Annotated in this window: 18 protein-coding genes; 11 read left to right on the top strand and 7 right to left on the bottom strand. The window is 56.2% G+C overall.

What is annotated here, in order from left to right:
* Both FCL49_RS02780 and FCL49_RS02775 read right to left on the bottom strand, forming a co-directional pair.
* Positions 1–1290: an arsenic transporter gene (locus tag FCL49_RS02780; protein ID WP_174352334.1), complete on the bottom strand. Its 1290-nt coding sequence runs from the start codon at positions 1288–1290 to the stop codon at positions 1–3.
* A gap of 44 nt (positions 1291–1334) precedes the next feature.
* Entirely contained in the window at positions 1335–1655 is a 321-nt protein-coding gene (locus FCL49_RS02775; protein ID WP_012145119.1) for a transcriptional regulator, read from the bottom strand.
* Between the two features lie 90 nt (positions 1656–1745).
* Here FCL49_RS02775 and arsH point away from each other — a divergent pair, with 90 nt between their 5' ends.
* Positions 1746–2444 carry an arsenical resistance protein ArsH gene (gene arsH, locus FCL49_RS02770; RefSeq protein WP_174353443.1) on the top strand — a complete coding sequence of 233 codons (699 nt, stop codon included), beginning with the start codon at positions 1746–1748 and terminating at the stop codon, positions 2442–2444.
* Positions 2445–2488: 44 nt separating this feature from the next.
* On the opposite strand, the gene FCL49_RS02765 is transcribed toward arsH, so the two are convergent.
* A complete protein-coding gene (locus FCL49_RS02765; RefSeq protein ID WP_174352333.1) occupies positions 2489–4447 on the bottom strand; it encodes a sigma-54-dependent Fis family transcriptional regulator in 1959 nt (652 codons plus the stop codon).
* A 193-nt stretch (positions 4448–4640) separates the two neighbouring features.
* On the opposite strand from FCL49_RS02765, the gene FCL49_RS02760 reads away from it, so the two are divergent.
* From FCL49_RS02760 to FCL49_RS02750, 3 genes are all read left to right on the top strand, one after another.
* Positions 4641–5657 (top strand): Gfo/Idh/MocA family oxidoreductase, encoded by a 1017-nt coding sequence (locus FCL49_RS02760; protein WP_174352332.1) that lies wholly within the window; start codon positions 4641–4643, stop codon positions 5655–5657.
* Positions 5657–6436, top strand: a complete 780-nt coding sequence (locus FCL49_RS02755; RefSeq protein ID WP_174352331.1) for a TIM barrel protein — start codon at positions 5657–5659, stop codon at positions 6434–6436. The genes FCL49_RS02760 and FCL49_RS02755 overlap by 1 nt, the downstream gene beginning before the upstream one ends.
* A gap of 94 nt (positions 6437–6530) precedes the next feature.
* Positions 6531–7454, top strand: a complete 924-nt coding sequence (locus FCL49_RS02750; RefSeq protein WP_174352330.1) for a substrate-binding domain-containing protein — start codon at positions 6531–6533, stop codon at positions 7452–7454.
* 45 nt (positions 7455–7499) lie between these two features.
* On the opposite strand, the gene FCL49_RS02745 is transcribed toward FCL49_RS02750, so the two are convergent.
* Positions 7500–8723: an MFS transporter gene (locus FCL49_RS02745; protein ID WP_174352329.1), complete on the bottom strand. Its 1224-nt coding sequence runs from the start codon at positions 8721–8723 to the stop codon at positions 7500–7502.
* 97 nt (positions 8724–8820) lie between these two features.
* Here FCL49_RS02745 and FCL49_RS02740 point away from each other — a divergent pair, with 97 nt between their 5' ends.
* The 5 genes from FCL49_RS02740 (at position 8821) to FCL49_RS02720 (ending at position 12933) form a co-directional block, all read left to right on the top strand.
* Positions 8821–9759, top strand: a complete 939-nt coding sequence (locus tag FCL49_RS02740; RefSeq protein WP_174352328.1) for a LysR family transcriptional regulator — start codon at positions 8821–8823, stop codon at positions 9757–9759.
* A 160-nt stretch (positions 9760–9919) separates the two neighbouring features.
* Positions 9920–10681: a dimethylarginine dimethylaminohydrolase family protein gene (locus tag FCL49_RS02735; protein ID WP_174352327.1), complete on the top strand. Its 762-nt coding sequence runs from the start codon at positions 9920–9922 to the stop codon at positions 10679–10681.
* Between the two features lie 27 nt (positions 10682–10708).
* The gene (locus FCL49_RS02730; RefSeq protein WP_174352326.1) at positions 10709–11482 is read left to right on the top strand and encodes an ABC transporter substrate-binding protein; all 774 of its coding nucleotides are present in this window, start codon (positions 10709–10711) and stop codon (positions 11480–11482) included.
* Between the two features lie 36 nt (positions 11483–11518).
* Positions 11519–12211, top strand: coding sequence for an ABC transporter permease (locus tag FCL49_RS02725; protein ID WP_174352325.1), 693 nt, complete (start codon positions 11519–11521; stop codon positions 12209–12211).
* A complete protein-coding gene (locus FCL49_RS02720) occupies positions 12211–12933 on the top strand; it encodes an ABC transporter permease (RefSeq protein WP_174352324.1) in 723 nt (240 codons plus the stop codon). Before FCL49_RS02725 ends, FCL49_RS02720 begins: the two co-directional genes overlap by 1 nt.
* Positions 12934–12939: 6 nt before the next feature.
* On the opposite strand, the gene FCL49_RS02715 is transcribed toward FCL49_RS02720, so the two are convergent.
* Complete coding sequence (locus FCL49_RS02715; protein ID WP_085116755.1) at positions 12940–13395, bottom strand: Lrp/AsnC family transcriptional regulator; 456 nt, start codon at positions 13393–13395, stop codon at positions 12940–12942.
* Between the two features lie 14 nt (positions 13396–13409).
* Here FCL49_RS02715 and FCL49_RS02710 point away from each other — a divergent pair, with 14 nt between their 5' ends.
* Positions 13410–14516: a succinylglutamate desuccinylase/aspartoacylase family protein gene (locus FCL49_RS02710; RefSeq protein WP_174352323.1), complete on the top strand. Its 1107-nt coding sequence runs from the start codon at positions 13410–13412 to the stop codon at positions 14514–14516.
* Between the two features lie 16 nt (positions 14517–14532).
* On the opposite strand, the gene FCL49_RS02705 is transcribed toward FCL49_RS02710, so the two are convergent.
* The gene (locus FCL49_RS02705) at positions 14533–15210 is read right to left on the bottom strand and encodes a helix-turn-helix transcriptional regulator (RefSeq protein WP_174352322.1); all 678 of its coding nucleotides are present in this window, start codon (positions 15208–15210) and stop codon (positions 14533–14535) included.
* 86 nt (positions 15211–15296) lie between these two features.
* On the opposite strand from FCL49_RS02705, the gene FCL49_RS02700 reads away from it, so the two are divergent.
* On the top strand, positions 15297–15890 hold the full coding sequence (locus FCL49_RS02700) for a hypothetical protein (protein WP_135316534.1): 594 nt from the start codon (positions 15297–15299) through the stop codon (positions 15888–15890).
* A gap of 56 nt (positions 15891–15946) precedes the next feature.
* On the opposite strand, the gene FCL49_RS02695 is transcribed toward FCL49_RS02700, so the two are convergent.
* Positions 15947–16867 carry a metallophosphoesterase gene (locus tag FCL49_RS02695; RefSeq protein WP_174352321.1) on the bottom strand — a complete coding sequence of 307 codons (921 nt, stop codon included), beginning with the start codon at positions 16865–16867 and terminating at the stop codon, positions 15947–15949.
* Between the last annotated feature and the right edge of the window lies 1 nt (position 16868).

Here is a 16868-nt window from a genome sequence, read left to right as displayed (position 1 = left end):
TTAGAAAGTAACGGAGAGCCGCAACGCCAGCGCGGCCAGGGTGACAAACAGAACGGGCAGGGTCATGACGATGCCGGTGCGGAAGTAATATCCCCAGGTGATCGTCATATTTTTTTGTGAAAGCACATGAAGCCACAGCAGGGTGGCGAGGCTGCCAATAGGGGTGATTTTTGGACCTAAATCGCAGCCAATGATGTTGGCATAAACCATGGCTTCTTTGATGACGCCGGTAGCCGTGCTCCCGTCAATCGACAATGCGCCAATCAGCACGGTAGGCATATTATTCATGACTGACGACAACAATGCCGTCAGGAAGCCGGTGCCCAATGTTGCAGCCCATAGTCCTTCATTTGCCAGCAGATTGAGAACACGGGAAAGATATTCCGTCAGCCCCGCATTTCGCAGTCCGTAGACCACCAGGTACATCCCCAGAGAGAAGACAACGATCTGCCAGGGTGCCCCTCGCAACACTTTCCCGGTATTAATGGCATGGCCTTTTTTCGCCACGGCAAACAGGACAACAGCGCCAGCTGCGGCGATCGCACTGACGGGGATCCCTAACGGCTCAAGAACGAAAAACCCCGCCAGCAGCAGCACAAGGACAATCCAGCCGGCTTTAAAGGTTGCCGGGTCTTTAATGGCGCTGGCAGGTGTCTTCAGTAACGCTACGTCGTAGGTCGCCGGGATATCCTTGCGGAAAAAGAGATGCAGCATGACCAGCGTAGCGATAATAGCGGCAATATCTACGGGGATCATGACCGACGCATATTCCGTAAAACCGAGCTGGAAAAAGTCAGCAGAGACAATATTCACCAGGTTTGAAACGATAAGCGGCAAACTGGCGGTATCCGCGATAAATCCGGCTGCCATAACGAAGGCCAGCGTTGTTCCTTTACTGAAACCCAGCGCGAGCAACATGGCAATGACGATGGGCGTCAGGATAAGTGCTGCACCATCGTTGGCGAACAGCGCTGCGACCGTCGCACCCAGCAATATAATCCAGGTGAAAAGCAAACGTCCTCGCCCATTGCCCCAGCGGGAAACATGCAGTGCGGCCCACTCAAAGAAGCCCGACTCGTCGAGCAGCAGGCTGATGATGATCACCGCAATAAAGGTTGCCGTGGCATTCCAGACGATATTCCACACGACAGGAATGTCATTAAGGTGGATGACGCCAAAGAGCAATGCCAGCACGGCGCCAATACTCGCACTCCAGCCAATGCTGAGCCCTCTGGGCTGCCAGATGACCAGAATCAGCGTCAGTAAAAAAATACTCCCTGCCAGTAACATATCAGACTCCGTTATATATGATTAAAGCAATGTGTTCCTATGGCTTAACAGGAGGATGTCGCTGATTGTGCCAGCCATCCACGAACATCTTCACGCAGGCACTGCCAGGAAGCCGTGATGGTCTCTGCCGCCCAGGCAGGGATATGGGGCGAGAGTCGATAGTGGATCCATTTTCCTTCACGGCGATCAATGACCAGCCCTGCATTGCGTAATATCGCCATGTGGCGGGATATCTTAGGCTGTGACTCTGAAGTAGCCCCGCAGATATCACAAACGCACAGCTCTCCCGACTCTCTGAGAAGCATAATGATGGCCAGTCGTGTTTCATCCGACAAAATTTTGAAAAGTTGAACAGGCTGTAGCATTTTGGACCTCAATGCGTTTAAATTACACATATGATAATTCATATGTATTAAATTTTAAATCACCGCGTGTAAATAATGAGGAACAAAAAAGTGGAGCAATTTCCGGCCCTGAACGAAGAGTGCTTTGATAAGCAGATTGCCGAGCGTCTGCATCTGCAAGAGCCACCACGGATCCTGATCCTGTATGGTTCGGTAAGAGAGCGTTCATACAGTCGTTTTGCTGCTGAGGAGGCAGGGCGCCTGCTGACCGCGTTGGGCGCCGAAGTCAAAACCTTTAACCCATCGGGTCTGCCGCTGCCTGACGATGCGCCAGAAACACATCCGAAAGTCGCTGAGCTGCGCGAACTGGTCAGATGGTGTGAGGGGATGGTCTGGAGTTCTCCTGAGAGACATGGTGCGATGAGTTCAGTGATGAAGGCCCAGATTGACTGGATCCCGTTAAGTGAAGGCGCTGTTCGCCCATCTCAGGGCAAAACACTGGCAGTGATGCAGGTCTGCGGCGGTTCGCAGTCATTCAATGCCGTGAATCAGATGCGCATTCTTGGCCGATGGATGCGGATGTTCACTATTCCCAACCAATCCTCAGTGGCGAAAGCCTGGCAGGAGTTCGATGATAACGGGCGGATGAAACCCTCTTCCTGGTACGATCGCATCGTCGATGTCACCGAGGAGTTGTTCAAAATAACCCTGCTGCTGAAGGGACAGACTGACTATCTTGCTGACAGATACAGCGAGCGGAAGGAAAGTCATCAGGAGCTGTCCGCACGCGTTAATCAGACAAAAATATAACCGGGTCTGCTGCCAGAGCGCAAAACTGCCTGGCTCCGGGGCACTCAGGAGCGAAGCAGCGCCAAATCGATCTGCCACTTATTGATTTTGTTGTACAGCGTAGTGCGCGACAGCCCGAGCATCTGGGCGGCCTGCCTCAAATTGCCACCATTGGCTTCAATCACCTGAATGATATGAGCGCGTTCATTGTCTTCCAGCCGGCTTGAGGGAATAGGGGCCGGTTCAGGGGCAGTTCGCCGGATATCCTCAGGCAGGTCACCTACGTCAATCAGTAATCCTTCACACAGGTTCACCACCCGCTCCACCAGGTTTTCCAGCTCGCGCACGTTGCCCGGCCAATGCCAGGCGTTGAGGCAGGCCATCGCCGGTGGTGAAACCTGCGGCGGAACTTTTTTCATCCGCGTGCTGAGCTTGTGAATAAAGCCGTTGACCAGTCCGGCAATGTCGTCCCGGCGTTCACGCAGTGGCGGAACCGGGATCGAGAGCACGTTTAAACGGTAATAGAGATCGCGGCGAAAGGCGCCTGTCTCCACCGCTTGCACCAAGTCGCAATGGGTGGCGGCAATGATGCGCACATTCACTTTTACCGGCTGCGCCGCACCAATGCGCAGCACTTCGCTTTCCTGCAGTACGCGCAGCAGGCTGGTTTGTGCTTCCAGCGGCATTTCACCAATTTCATCGAGCAGCAGGGTGCCACCGTCCGCCAGTTCGAACTTGCCGGCGGCTCCTCCCCGGCGCGATCCGGTAAAGGCACCGTCCACATAACCAAAGAGTTCGCTCTGCACCAAATCACGCGGTAAGGCACCGCAGTTGACGGCGACAAAGGGTTCGTTGCAACGTCCGCCGGCATTGTGGATAGCCTGGGCAAACAGCTCCTTGCCGGTGCCGCTTTCGCCGGTCAACAGTACCGTGCTGTCACTGCGGCTGCAGGTGCGCGCCTGCATGATGGCCTCGCGCATCCGCCCGGAGTGGCCATATATCATCTCAAAGGTATAGCTGGCGCTAACCCCCATTACGCGGCGGGTAATGGCACGGATACGCTGATTCTCACGTACTGAAAGCACCCGACCGTCATCCGGTGCGGGCATCAATGAAATCACGCAGGAGAGGGCCGGTTTACCGGCTGGCATAAACACCATTTCACGATCGTTACAAAATGGCATGGTCAGCAGCGAGCCGGACTGCGGGCGCAGCAGGTCATCGATCGATTCGTTGCCCGGCTCCAGACCGTCAAAAATCTGGCGGGCATAGCGATTGACGGTTTTCAGGCGGCCCTGACGATCGCAAACCATCACGCCTTCATTCAGGGTTTCCAAAATGGACTGCTGTTCGGCCAGCAGCCGCTGTAGCTTGAGCTGTTGACCGACGGCCTCCGCCGCTGCCTGCACGGTGCCCAGCGTGTGGGCATTGAAATTATCCGGCGTAGCGGTGAGGGTCAGCACGCCAATCATCGTTCCCTCGGCGTCACGTACCGGTGCGGCGGCGCACTGGCGATGGCGATGGCGCAGACCCATCTTCCAGTTTTCGCCGCTTAATACATACACCAGGCGCTGTTCCAGCAGGCAGCGTGCGGTGCAGTTGGTGCCCTGAACCTCTTCACGCAGAATACTGCCGACCGGCGTCATGTCCACACCGCAGTAGTGGAGGGTGACGCCGTTGGCATCGGTCAGGTTGATGTGGCCGTCGGGGTTGTAGGCCAACAGATTTTCCATGATGCTGCGTGCCACGCTAATCAGCCCGGCGTTGTGCAACAGGATGGCCTGTAGTTGCTCTGCCGGTGGTGCGTGATAGACAAACTCATCGGGATCAATACCGTACTCACGCGAGCGCCGCCATGATTGCAAGATTGACTTGCGGATCCAGCCCGGCTGCCCCCCTTCGTTAAATGCCTGCCAGCCTTGCCAAAACAGGCTGTCCCATTCACCGGCCTCCGGCCCTTCCGGCAGGCTGAAGATCGGGTCGCTCTCATCTTTGATTGGCAGCAGGCCGGCGGCAGTGTGCATCGGATAACTCCGTTTTGGAATGTAATGTCCATTTTATTGACATGTGAAATTGACATGTCAATTTAGTTGTCACTTTGTTATGGCTATCTGTGCAACGCCTCACAAATTCCCCGGGTTTTAAGCTGGCATCCCCTTTGCAATACCCTCCGTGAACTTGTTGCCCGCAAGGGCGTTACCCACATAAGGAATCACGATGAGCCATTTACCCCAAACCCTGCGCGTTGGTCTGATTGGTGCCGGAAGAATGGGCAGTTTCCATGCAGAGTCGCTGGCGCGGCGTGTGCCAGGCGCGGTACTGGCCGCGGTGGCCGATCCGTTACCCGGTGCCGCGCAACGGCTGGCGGAACGTCTGGGCGTTAAGGCCCATAGCGATTTGCAGGCGATGCTGGATGACCCGGCCATTGATGCCGTAGTGATCGCTTCTCCGGCGCGTACCCATGCACAGTGGGTGATAGCGGCGGCCGGGGCGGGTAAGCACGTCTTCTGTGAAAAACCGATGGCCGTCACGCTGGAGGAGGCAGATTGCGCCATCGCCGCCGCCAATCAGGCGGGTGTGGTGCTGCAGGTGGGCTTTAACCGCCGTTTTGTTACCGGTTTTGCCGCGGCCATTGCTGCCGTCAAGTCGGGCGAAAATGGCACCACCCAGTTGTCCCGCTCGGTCACCCGTGACCCGCAGTTGCGCGATCCGGCGCCGATCCCGGCATGGACCATCTTTCTGGAAACCCTGATCCATGATTTTGACACCTTGCTGCACTTCAACCCCGGAGCCAGGCCGGTAGAGGTTTACGCCCTGGCGGATGCGCTGGTGCGTCCGGACTTCAAGGACAAGGGGTTGCTGGATACCGCCGTAGTCACTATTCGCTTTGATAACGGCGCTATCGCAACTGCCGAGGCCAATTTCCAGGCGGTCTACGGCTATGACGTACGCGGTGAAGTGTTTGGCAGTAAAGGCATGTTGCAGGCGGGCAATATCAATTTAAACAACTGCGTGCGTTATCACGCCGGGGGTATCGCCATTGAGACTTCACGTCAGGATACCGATTTGCTGCACGACGCCTACGTGGCGGAACTGACCGAATTCGCTCAATGCATTCGGCAAGGGCAAAGGCCACGGGCGACTGGTCAGGATGCGCGTAATGCGCTGGAAATCGCACTGGCCTGTATAGCGTCGGTACAGCAGGGCAAACCGATCAGATTGGGAGATCAATAATGGCGAGTTTTCAGCTGTCCGTTTGCGCCGAAATGGTGTTTCTCGACCTGCCGTTTGTCGAACGCGTGGCGCGTATTGATGCGCTGGGTTTCGGCGTTGAAATCTGGAACTGGGCCAATAAAGACCTTGATGCTTTGGTGGCTACCGGAGCGCGCTTTACTTCGATGACCGGCTATCTCAGCGGCAACCTGACCGACGAAGAGGAGATCGTTCAACTGCTGCAAAGCGCCGAGCAGTCGCTGGCGGTGGCGCAACGCTTGAACTGCCCGAGCCTGAATCTGCACGGTACCGGCCTGGACTCGCAGGGGCTGCCGGTGAAACCGGTGGCGGTGGTGACGGGCGCGATGTGGCTGAAAGCGGCCAATACGTTAAACCGATTGGCACAAATGGGGGAGCAGGCCGGTAAAGTTTTCACCCTGGAAAACCTCAACCTGCCGTTGGATCACCCGGGTACGCCTTTTGCCAAAGCTGGCGACACTTTGGCTTTGGTGGAGGCGGTTAATCGACCGGGGTTGAAGATGAACCTCGATCTTTACCATGCGCAAATTGGCGAGGGCAACCTGATTGAACTGATCCGCCGCTGTGGCCCGGCAATCGGTGAAATTCAGGTGGCTGACGTGCCGGGGAGAAAACAACCTGGTACCGGTGAAATTAACTACCGCGCCATTGCCCGCGCGTTGGACGAAATCGGCTATCAGGGGGTGGTAGCGATGGAAGGCTGGGCATCCGATGACAGCACCGAGGCACTGCAACAGTTCCGCGACCATTTCACCCTATAAACCGAAGCAAACCGGGTATTGGCCTGTTGCCCGGAATAAACAGTGATGCGTTGATTTAAATAAAAAAACAAACCTCAACCTACAGGATGTCACCATGAAAACCAAAACCTTGTTGTTGATACTGCTGAGCATGGTCATGGCCTTCAGCGCCCAGGCGAAAACCTATAAGGTCGGCGTTGCGCTGGCCAATTTCGATCTTAACTTTGTCTCTATCTTGCGTTCGCAGATGGTCAGTGAACTCAAGCAGTTGAATATGGACGGGCAGTTTGTCGATGCCAAAGGGGACGTGGCGCTGCAGGTGCAGCAGGTGGATGACTTTATCAACCTCGGGGTGGACGCGATTATCCTCAATCCGGTCGATACCCAGGGGGTGAAGCCGATGATGGACGCGGCCGAACGCGCCCACATTCCACTGATTTTCGTCAACCGCAAGCCAGAGGTGAAATTGGGCAAAGCCATGGCCTACGTTGGGTCCGACTCGGCAGCGGGCGGTGAGATGCAGATGGAAGCCCTGGCGAAACAGATGAACTATCGCGGTAACGTGGCGATCCTGATGGGGGCGCTGTCCAACGAAGAGGCTCGCGAACGCACGCGGGCGGTGGAAGCGGTGATCGCCAAGTATAAAGATATGAAGGTGCTGGAGAAACAGACCGCCAAATGGCAGCGCAATGAGGCGGTGGATGTGGTGTCCGGTTGGTTGCTAAATGGTCGTCCGATTGACGCCATTGCCGCCAACAATGACGAAATGGCGATTGGTGCCATCATGGCGTTGAACCAGGCTAAAAATAAAACCATTTTGGTGGCTGGCATCGACGGTACCCCGGACGGTCAGCAGTTTGTCAAAAATGGCGGCATGACCCTGACCATCTTCCAGGACGCCAAGGGGCAGGCCACCGGGGCGGTGCAGGTGACCAAAGCGCTGCTGGAAAAGCAAAAAACCCAGCCGTACAACTGGGTGCCTTATAAAATCATCACCCGGGATAATCTGGCCGAGTTTATGGCGGCCAATACGAAGTAAGCGTGGCCGCCACTATAGCCGCAGTTTTCACTGCGGCTTTATCACTCAGGCTATGGCGCGTGTAGCAGGCTTGGCCAAGATTCTCAGGACCAGCCCGCCTGCGGCCGCCAGAGTAGCCAGTGCCACCACGCCCGGCCAACCGGCACTCTCAAGGATTTTGCTGCCCAATGCCGCGCCGCTGGCCATACCGACAAACACCAGCGTAAACAGGATGGCGTTGAGGCGGCTTCGTGCCCCCGGGTTGATGGCGTAAATAATGGTCTGATGCGCCACCAGCGTAGCCTGAATACCGAGATCAAAGCCTACCGCGCTAAGGGCGATCAGCGTCAGTTGCGCCGGTACCGACAGTAACGGCAGCAAAAACATCAGGGCAAATGAAACCACCACCATGGCAGCACCGATTTTAGTGACGTAGCCCGGCCCGTGACGATCGGCCAACATTCCCGCCAGGGGTGCCGCCAGGGCGCCGGCCGCACCCGCCAGACCAAAAGCTCCGGCAACGGCGCTACCCAGTTGATAGCGCTCCGCCAGCATCACCGCCAGTGTCGACCAGAAAGCACTGAACGCCACCGACAGCAAACCTTGCGCCAGCGCCGCGCGCCGCAGCTCCGGGTAGTCTGCCCACAATTTGCCTAAAGAACGCAGCAGTGCCGGGTAGCTCAGTGTGGTATTGGGCTTAAAGCGTGGCAATACCGCGCCGATCATCAGGGTGATCGCCAGCACGCCCACTGCCGCCAGCAGGTAAACGCTGCGCCAGCCGAAATATTCCGCCACCAGGCCGCTGAACACCCGCGACAGCAAAATGCCGGCCAGCAGCCCGGTCATCACCGTGCCCACCGTTTTGCCCCGGTTGGCATCAGAAGCCAGCGTGGCGGCTGCCGGGATAATGTCCTGCGCCACGGTAGCGGCCAGGCCAATCGCCAGGCTACTGAGCAACAGCAACGGGAAGGACGAAGAGAAACCGCAAAACAGCAGCGTGAGCGCCAGCAGTACGCCTTTAATACGGATGATCTGGCGACGATCGTGGCGATCGCCCAGTGGCGCCAGCAGCAGGATCCCCAGAGCGTAACCTACCTGGGTCAGCGTAGGCACCATACCGGCGTCGCTCACTCCTGCGTGGAATGCATTGCCCATAATGCCGAGCATCGGCTGGCTGTAGTAAATTGACGCCACGCTCAAACCGGCGCCGCTAGCCAGCAGAAAGACAACTTTGGCTGAAAGCGCGCTGGCAGGCACGGTGGTGTGATGGTCGGGTGAGGTCTGGCTCATGGTGATTATTCCAATCGAGATTAAGTGCGGCTATTTTTGCCAGTATTCGCCGTAAACTGTAGCCCCTGCGCGGGTAAAACTGTTATACGTAATAGGTATGAATAAGAATCTATTTCCCAATGGCGACCGCATAGCCATGCTGCAAACCCTGGTGCGCATTGTTGACAGCGGCAGCCTATCGGCGGCGGCAGCCCAAATGAACACCTCACAACCCACCGTCAGTCGGCGTTTACAGGTGCTGGAACAACTGCTGGGCGTTAAATTAATCCAGCGAACCACCCACAGCATGAAGCTGACGGATGATGGCGAACGTTGCTATCAGCACGCACGCAAGCTAATTGAACAATGGCAAAGCATGGAAGATGAACTGCGTGGGGTGCGCGATGAGCCGGTCGGTGTCTTGCGGGTAAGGGCGCCACATGCCTTTGGTCAGGATCAGTTGATTGGGCCACTGGGCGATTATCTGCAACGCTATAGCCAGACCAGCGTGGAGTGGACGCTCAACGACCACTCACCCGATTTTATTCCTGAAGGGGTAGACTGCGCTATCCACGCCGGTCCGGTGACCGATCCTTCCGTGGTTGCGGTGCTGCTGGCGGAGGTGCCGCGCATTGTGGTTGCTTCCCCAGAGCTGCTGGCGACGCATGCGCCGCTGACGCAGATCGGGGATTTGGTGCGGCTGCCCTGGCTGGCGCTAAACAGTTTTTATCGCAACGAGGTTACCCTGACCCACAGTGTCAGTGGTGAAAACTGCCGTTTTGACATTGCGCCCAGGTTGAGTACCGACAGTCTTTATGCGATACGCAAAGCGGCATTGAACGGCGTGGGGGTGGCGATGCTGTCATCCTGGATAGTCACACAGGATTTGGAACAGGGGCAGTTGACGCCGTTGATGCCGGAATGGCGCGCCGCACCTTTACCTGTCTATCTGCTTTACCCGTACGCCAGTTATTATCCGGCGCGCTTGCGCAAGTTTATTGAGCTGATGAAAGAAGTGATGCCACGCATCAGCGGTGCGCATGCGCCCCTGCGGTGAAAGGACAGGTTTTGTACTGAGCGCAGCAGAATAGGTCGTCGCTGGGATAATAAACAGCGTAAATCCAGAGCGCCAATGGGCGGATTCAGCCTGTTTGACGAGGCTATCTGTTTGATAATCGAGATAACAGTGACCGTCCCTTCAACAGAGAGAATCGCCCATGCACTTTACTCAAGCCATTGCCAGACTCCCTGCCGATAGCTGCGCCAGCGGCCAGACCACCGCCCAATTGGGGGCGCCGGATATTGCTGTCACCGGCCGCCAGTTTTTGGCCTATGTGGACACTTTGCTCCGCCTGGGGTTAAAAGTGACCGTGTTACCGGCTGCCCCGGCATTTCCTGACGCCCACTTTGTTGAAGACACGGCGGTAGTGATGCCGGAGCTGGCGGTGATCACCCATCCGGGTGCGCCAAGCCGCCAGGGCGAAGTGACCACCATTGCGCCGCTGTTCGAAGGGGAACGCCCGGTAGTGCGGATGAGCCAGCGCGGCCATCTTGATGGTGGCGATGTGCTGCTGGTCGATCGCCAGTTTTTTGTCGGCCAGACGTCTCGCACTGACGAAGCCGGTATCGGTGAATTTGCTGCGGCGGTAGAGCCCTACGGCTACCGGGTCACGGCCATTGAGGTGAGCGCCGGGCTGCACCTGAAATCGATCGTCAATTACGTGGGGCGTAATACCCTGTTGCTGACGGAAGACTACCAGCACCATGCTGCCTTTAGCGGTTTTAACAGCATCGTCATTGCGGAAGCGGAGTCCTACGCCGGTAATACGCTGTGGATCAACGATACGCTGATCACCCCGCAAGGTTACCCACAAACGCTGGCGCAAATAGAAAAACTCGGCATGCCCATCGTTCAACTCGACACCAGCGAATTTAAAAAAATGGACGGCGGCCTGACCTGCCTGTCACTGCGTTTCTGATACTTTCTTTTACCGGGGATCTCAGCCATGAAAAAAACATTAGCAGTTTTACTGATCAGTCTGGCAGTGGGCGGCCCAGCAGCGGCGCAGGCCTTCGACACCATCAGCTTTGGCGTTGACGGCGGCTATCCGCCGTTTGACGTGCTGGCACCCAGCGGTGAGATCACCGGTTTCGATATCGATATCGCCAATGCGTTGTGTACCCAGCTGCATGCCAAATGCGTGTTCGTCAAACAACCCTTTGAAAGCATGATTGCCGCGCTCAACGCCCATAAGTTCGATGCCATTATCGCCTCGTTAACCATTACCGATGAACGCAAGAAAGAGGTGGATTTTACCGACCGTTATTACCGCAGTTCTGCCCAGTTGGTGGCGCGTAAAGGGAGCGCATTGCTGCCGGACGTCGCCAGCCTGAAAGGCAAAACCGTTGGCGTGCAGACCGGTTCTATTCATGAGGCCTATGCCAAACAGCACTGGGGCGGAAAAGGGGTGAAAATTGTCTCTTACGCCAACCAGGATAATGTCTATCTGGATCTGATGTCCGGGCGCATCAATGCGTCATTGCAGGACAACACCCAAGCGGCCAGCAGCTTTATCGATACTCCACGCGGGCAGAAGTTTGCCTTTGCCGGGCCGGTCATTGAAGACAGCAGCATTTCTTCTGACGTTGGCATTGCGGTGGGTAAAGACAATCCGGCGCTGCGCGATGCGCTAAACGGGGCTATCAAGGCGATACGCGCCGATGGGACTTATCAGGCGATCCAGAAAAAATATTTTAGCTTCGATATTTACGGCAACTAAACCGGCTCGGATCCAGTCATCCAGGGGAGGCCATAAATGGTCGCAGAGTATATACCGTTGCTGGCACATGGCGCGTTACTGTCGCTGTGCGTGATGCTGGTTTCGCTGGCGGTGGCGTTGACGCTCGGCATGCTCAATGCGCTGATCAAACTCTTTGGTCCGCGTTGGCTGCGCTGGGTATCGACGGGTTACACCACGCTGGTGCGCGGCATTCCCGAGCTGGTGATCATGCTGTTGCTGTTTTTTGGCGGCGAAATGCTGGTCAACGGCTTGCTTGGCCTGGTGGGATTGGGGCCGCTGCGTTTCAACACCTTCATCTCTGGCGTGCTGGCCATCGGCTTTGTGTTTGGCGCTTACTACACCGAAACTTTTCGCGGCGCCTTTCTCACCGTGGAACGTGGCCAACTCGAGGCGGCAATGGCCTATGGCATGCGGCCGGGCCAGGTTTTTCGCCGCGTACTGTTGCCGCAGATGCTGAGCTTCGCCATTCCCGGTATCAACAACAACTGGCTTGGGCTGATGAAAGCCTCGGCGCTGGTGTCAATTCTCGGGCTGGAGGACATGGTTTGGCTGGCGGAGCAGGCCGGGCGGGCCACGCAAAAGCCTTTCCTGTTCTATTTCCTGGTGGCGCTGATTTATATGGGGATTACCGCTGTCTCCAGTTGGGGCTTTAGCCGACTGGCAAGGCGTTACGCGTTGGCTTCCTCACATTCGGCAGGAGCACGCTGATGAATCTGCAAAATATGCTGGATGCGGCACCGAGCTTTTTGTGGAGCGACGGTTCCGACGTGACCGGGCTGGCGATGACCGCCAAACTGTTCTTGTTATCGGTGGTGCCGGGATTGCTGCTGGCAGCGCTAATGGCGATCGGCCAGGTCTATGGCCCGCGACCGTTGTCGTGGATTATCCGCAGCGTGACTTACTTTTTCCGTAGCACGCCGCTCTATCTGCAGTTGATGCTGATTTACTACGGCCTGTCACAGTTCGACGTGGTGCAGTTGGGCTGGCAGAACGACCAGCCTTTCTGGCTGCTGTTTCGCGATGCCACTTTCTGCGCCACGCTGGCGTTGGTACTCAACACCAGCGCTTACGTTGCCCAGCTGTTGGCCGGCATGATGGAAACCTTCCCGCGTCAGGAGTGGATTGCCGGTGAGGCCTATGGCATGAGCCAGTGGCAGATAATCCGCCGCCTGGTGCTGCCGGCAACGCTGCGCCGCGGTATTCCGGCGCTGAATAATGAGATGGTCTTCCTGCTGCATGCCACCTCGCTGGCCAGCACCGTCACGCTGCTGGATATCACCGGTGTGGCTCGTGCCTTTTATGCCGCCACCTATTCACCCTTTATTCCGTTTCTGATGGCGGCAGCGCTCTACCTGCTGTGTACTTTCCTGCTGATCTTCATGTTTTCACGGGCGGAGCGTCGCTGGCTGGCCTTTATCCGTCGCGATTGATGCCGTTCAGGATCGTTTGATCGACTGCAGCTCGGTCAGGGTGACGATTTTATCCACCCGAAACTTTTTGCTGGTCAGCCAGGTATCGGCCAGCAGCCGATAGTTTTCCATGCTGCGGCAGCCGATACGCACCAGAAAATCGAAGTTGCCGCTGACCAGCCAGCAGTCCAATACCTCTGGGGTATTACGCATTTCCTGCTCGAACGCCGGTTGGGAGTGGCCGTGGTCGGCCAACGCGATCTGCGCCTGGATCACAAACGCATGTTCCGGCTCCGGCAATTCGATAATGGCGCTGTAGCCACGAATAATTCCGTCGCGCTCCAGCCCACGAACCCGTTCAAGGCAAGGGCGGGCGGTCAGATTGACCTGTTCGGACAGTTTTTGATACGAAATGCGGCCATCCCGGCACAGTATTTCAAGGATTTTTTTGTCGATGCGATCAAGCCGGGCTTTCTTTTCCACAGATAGGGCGTCCAATGAAAAGTAAACAGCATAAGTTACCTGAACATGCCCTGGGTGGGCAGCGCCAATTCACCAGTTTTCATTTCGGCCAGCCGGGTAAAGGCGAAAAAATTTACCTGCAGGCCGGTCTGCATGCCGATGAACTGCCCGGCATGCTGGTGCTGCACTATCTTAAAAGATTGCTCAGCCAGGCGGAACGGCGTGGTGAACTGCAAAGTGAAATAATTCTTGTCCCGGTAGCCAACCCACCAGGACTGGCGCAGGTGCTGCTCAACGCAGGTATAGGGCGCTTCGATCTGGTCAGTGGCCGCAATTTTAACCGTGACTTTCCTGATTTAGCCCGCTTGTTGCAGCAGCAGGATTTCAGTACCGCAGAGCCTATGCATCAGCAGGTACGCACCGCTATGCGCCATGTTTTACAGGCGGTGCCAGACACCAGCGAAGTCACGGCGCTGCGCAGGCAACTGTTGCTGTTGGCCTGTGACGCGGACGTGGTGCTGGATCTACACTGCGACGACCGCGCGATCCTGCACATGTACGCCGATCCGGCCTGGAGCGAACAGGCGGAAACATTGGCCCGCTTTATGGACATGGGTGCGGTGCTGCTTTCGCAAGACAGCGGTGGTGGCTCCTTTGATGAAGCCTGCGGCCTGCCTTGGCATCGGCTGGCAGCAGAGCATTCCGCCCTTGATGGGATGACTCCGGGTTGTATGGCGGTCACGCTGGAGTTACGCGGCCAGCGCGATATCAGCCACCCGTTGGCCAGCGGCGATGCCGAGCGACTCTATCGATACTTACAGCACCGCGGTGCCGTTGCCGGTGCTTCCCCGGTGATACCGCAGCTTGAGGTCGCCATGTTGCCGTTTGCTGCCGGGGAGATTGTTACCGCACCCGCCAGCGGCATTCTGTTGTTGCTACGCCAGCCGGGGGAGTGGGTGGAAGCGGATGAGGCGGTAGCTGAAATTGTTGACCCGATCACCGATACGGTAAAAGCGGTGCGCGCTAAAGCGGGTGGACTGATTTATGCCAGCCGCCAGACGCCTTTTGTCACCTTTGGGACCGAGGTGATGAAGATTGCCGGTAAAACCCCCTACGCAGGCGGCGGCGGGCTGGCGTCCTGATGTGCCTCAAGTGGTTCTAAAGTGTCTTGAGGTAATCTTCAAACAATTTGCCACTCTCAGGTCTGAAATGCAGGCCGGTACCCGCGGCAGAGATGATGTTATCGACCCTCAGATTACGAAAATCTGAACGGGTTTCGCACCATATCGTCAGCAACCACACCGCATCAAAAATTGTCAAACCAAGGGGGCGGGCGATTCGGTGACTCTTTGCCCCTTTAAGATCCAGATAAGTCATATTCAGTTGGAGACGTTGTCTTATCGCAAGGCGCAGGAAAGCCAGATGTTTATTGGCCTTTGCGCTTTCTTCTGTTTGCCGAGATACGGCCCTGAGAGGGAGCCTTTTGTAGATATCTGTCTTTTTGACATCAATCACCGCGCTGATTTTGGCCGAAACCCGGTTCGCGGCAGCAGAGAGCGCATCATCACTGCGAGCCGCAATCAGCCTCATTCCCAGCATAATCGCGTCCAATTCATCGGGGTCAAAACTCAGCGGCGGGAGAAAATGGCCTTTTTCAAGCAAGTAACCCAAGCCAGACTCACCACGAATGGGGGCCCCGATGGCCTGAAGCGTTGCCATGTCTCTGTATATTGTTCTCACCGAGACATTCAAAGCCTGGGCCAAAACTTCTGCTGAGACAGGATGTACGCGACAACGGAGATTATCGAGTAACGCGAATAACCGAATAGTTTTCATAGTTTGAGGTGACACTACCCTGACAAAAACTGTCAGGGTAGTGTCATACGATTAAGACTTCATATCAAGATGATAACGGAGTTTACATGACCACCCCATGTTACGAGATAGTCACCTACAAGGTAAAAGACCCGCAGCAAGCTGATTCAGCAAGAGCTATTGCACAAAATATGCTGAAGCATTTCCCAGGATTTATAGATTGGGTTGCATTTTCAGGCATGGATAGCCCAACTGAGCGTGTCGATCTGGTTATGTGGAATAGCCATAAGGACGCGCTGGCTGCTGCAAAAGCCGTCGAGAGCCAACCTGAATTCTCCAGTTTTAGGTCTTCCGTCAAAAGTTTGGTAAACATGGGGCATTATACGGCCCCCTTGGCTCAAGCCGCGCGAATGGGAACAGGATGTGGCATTGAAATAGGGCGGTTTCGGCTGAAGCCTGGTGTTGATGAGAGCGAAATGCGCAGCGCCTATAACCTGATGGTGGGAACCCATCTTTCTCTTCAGCAGGGGTGGAAGAGTCAGCATCTGGTCAGTTTGGGCAACGGAGTGTTTGTCGATCTTGCATTTGCCGATGATCAACAGCATGCGGAAGCCATCTGTGCGTCCTGGCAAGGGCAAACTGCCTGCGAGGCATTTTTGGACCTGATCGAACCGGTGAGTATGGAATTTGGTTCGCTATAAATGCCCTATAACACGGCAGGCTACTCGCCGTGTTATAGGGGGGCCCTGGCTGGTGTTTATCGCACCAGCACCCGGCTGATTTCCGGGCCATAGCCGGTGACCGAAAGTGTTTCGCCTGCCAGTTCAACCATAGCGAACGGCAGCAGATCGTCACCATCGACCATGCCCTTTAGGGTGATAAAGTCGGTGTTTTCCACCCGCACATAATCCCCCAAATGATAGTGACCGGCAAAGTAGGCGCGTACCTGATAGCGGCACAGCAGGGCCACCAGCGCATCGCAGTTCCACAGGTTGTGTTCATTGGCCGGTGCCAGCGGATAGTGACCGAACACCACAACGGTTTCGCCTTTGCTTTGCGCATCCGCCAGGCTGCATTCCAGCCAGCGCAGCTGTTCATCGCCAACGGCGCCGTTCCAGCTTTGTGCTTGTGGTTGATGCTCGGCACGGATGCGGGCCAGCAGTTGCTGTGCCTGCGCGCGCTCATCACCGTTAGCCTGATTGCAATACAGACTCAGATCGTTACCGTCAATCACGATAAAACGGTAGCCGTTCAGGCTGAATTGATAATAGTGCTTGGGCAGCGCCAGCGCAGGAGACTGAGCCGCCAGGTGACGGGAAATGACGTCGGCGTCATGGTTGCCCAACACCACCGCATGGGGATGAAGCAACTGCCCGTATACCGGCAATAACTCGGCGTAACTGCTCCAGTTATCGTCAACCAAATCCCCGAGCGTGGCAACAAAGGCCAGCGGCAAATCATTCAGTTCGGTAATCGCCTGGCTCAGCTTACTCAGGCTGTTACGGTAGTAACGGTTATATTCCAGATTGGGATCGGCATCAGCATATTGCGGATCGGCAATTAGCCCAAAGCGAAGGGTCCCTGGCGGTTGTGATTGCCCGGAAAGTGCTGGGTGCTGGTAAAGCGAACTGACCTGGCCCAGGGCCAGAGATTGTGCTGCGGTGAGATTTGAAGTCATG

The sequence above is a fragment of the Serratia proteamaculans genome, from assembly GCF_013337185.1.
GTDB lineage: Bacteria > Pseudomonadota > Gammaproteobacteria > Enterobacterales > Enterobacteriaceae > Serratia > Serratia proteamaculans_D.
This window is presented reverse-complemented; position numbering and strand designations above follow the sequence as displayed.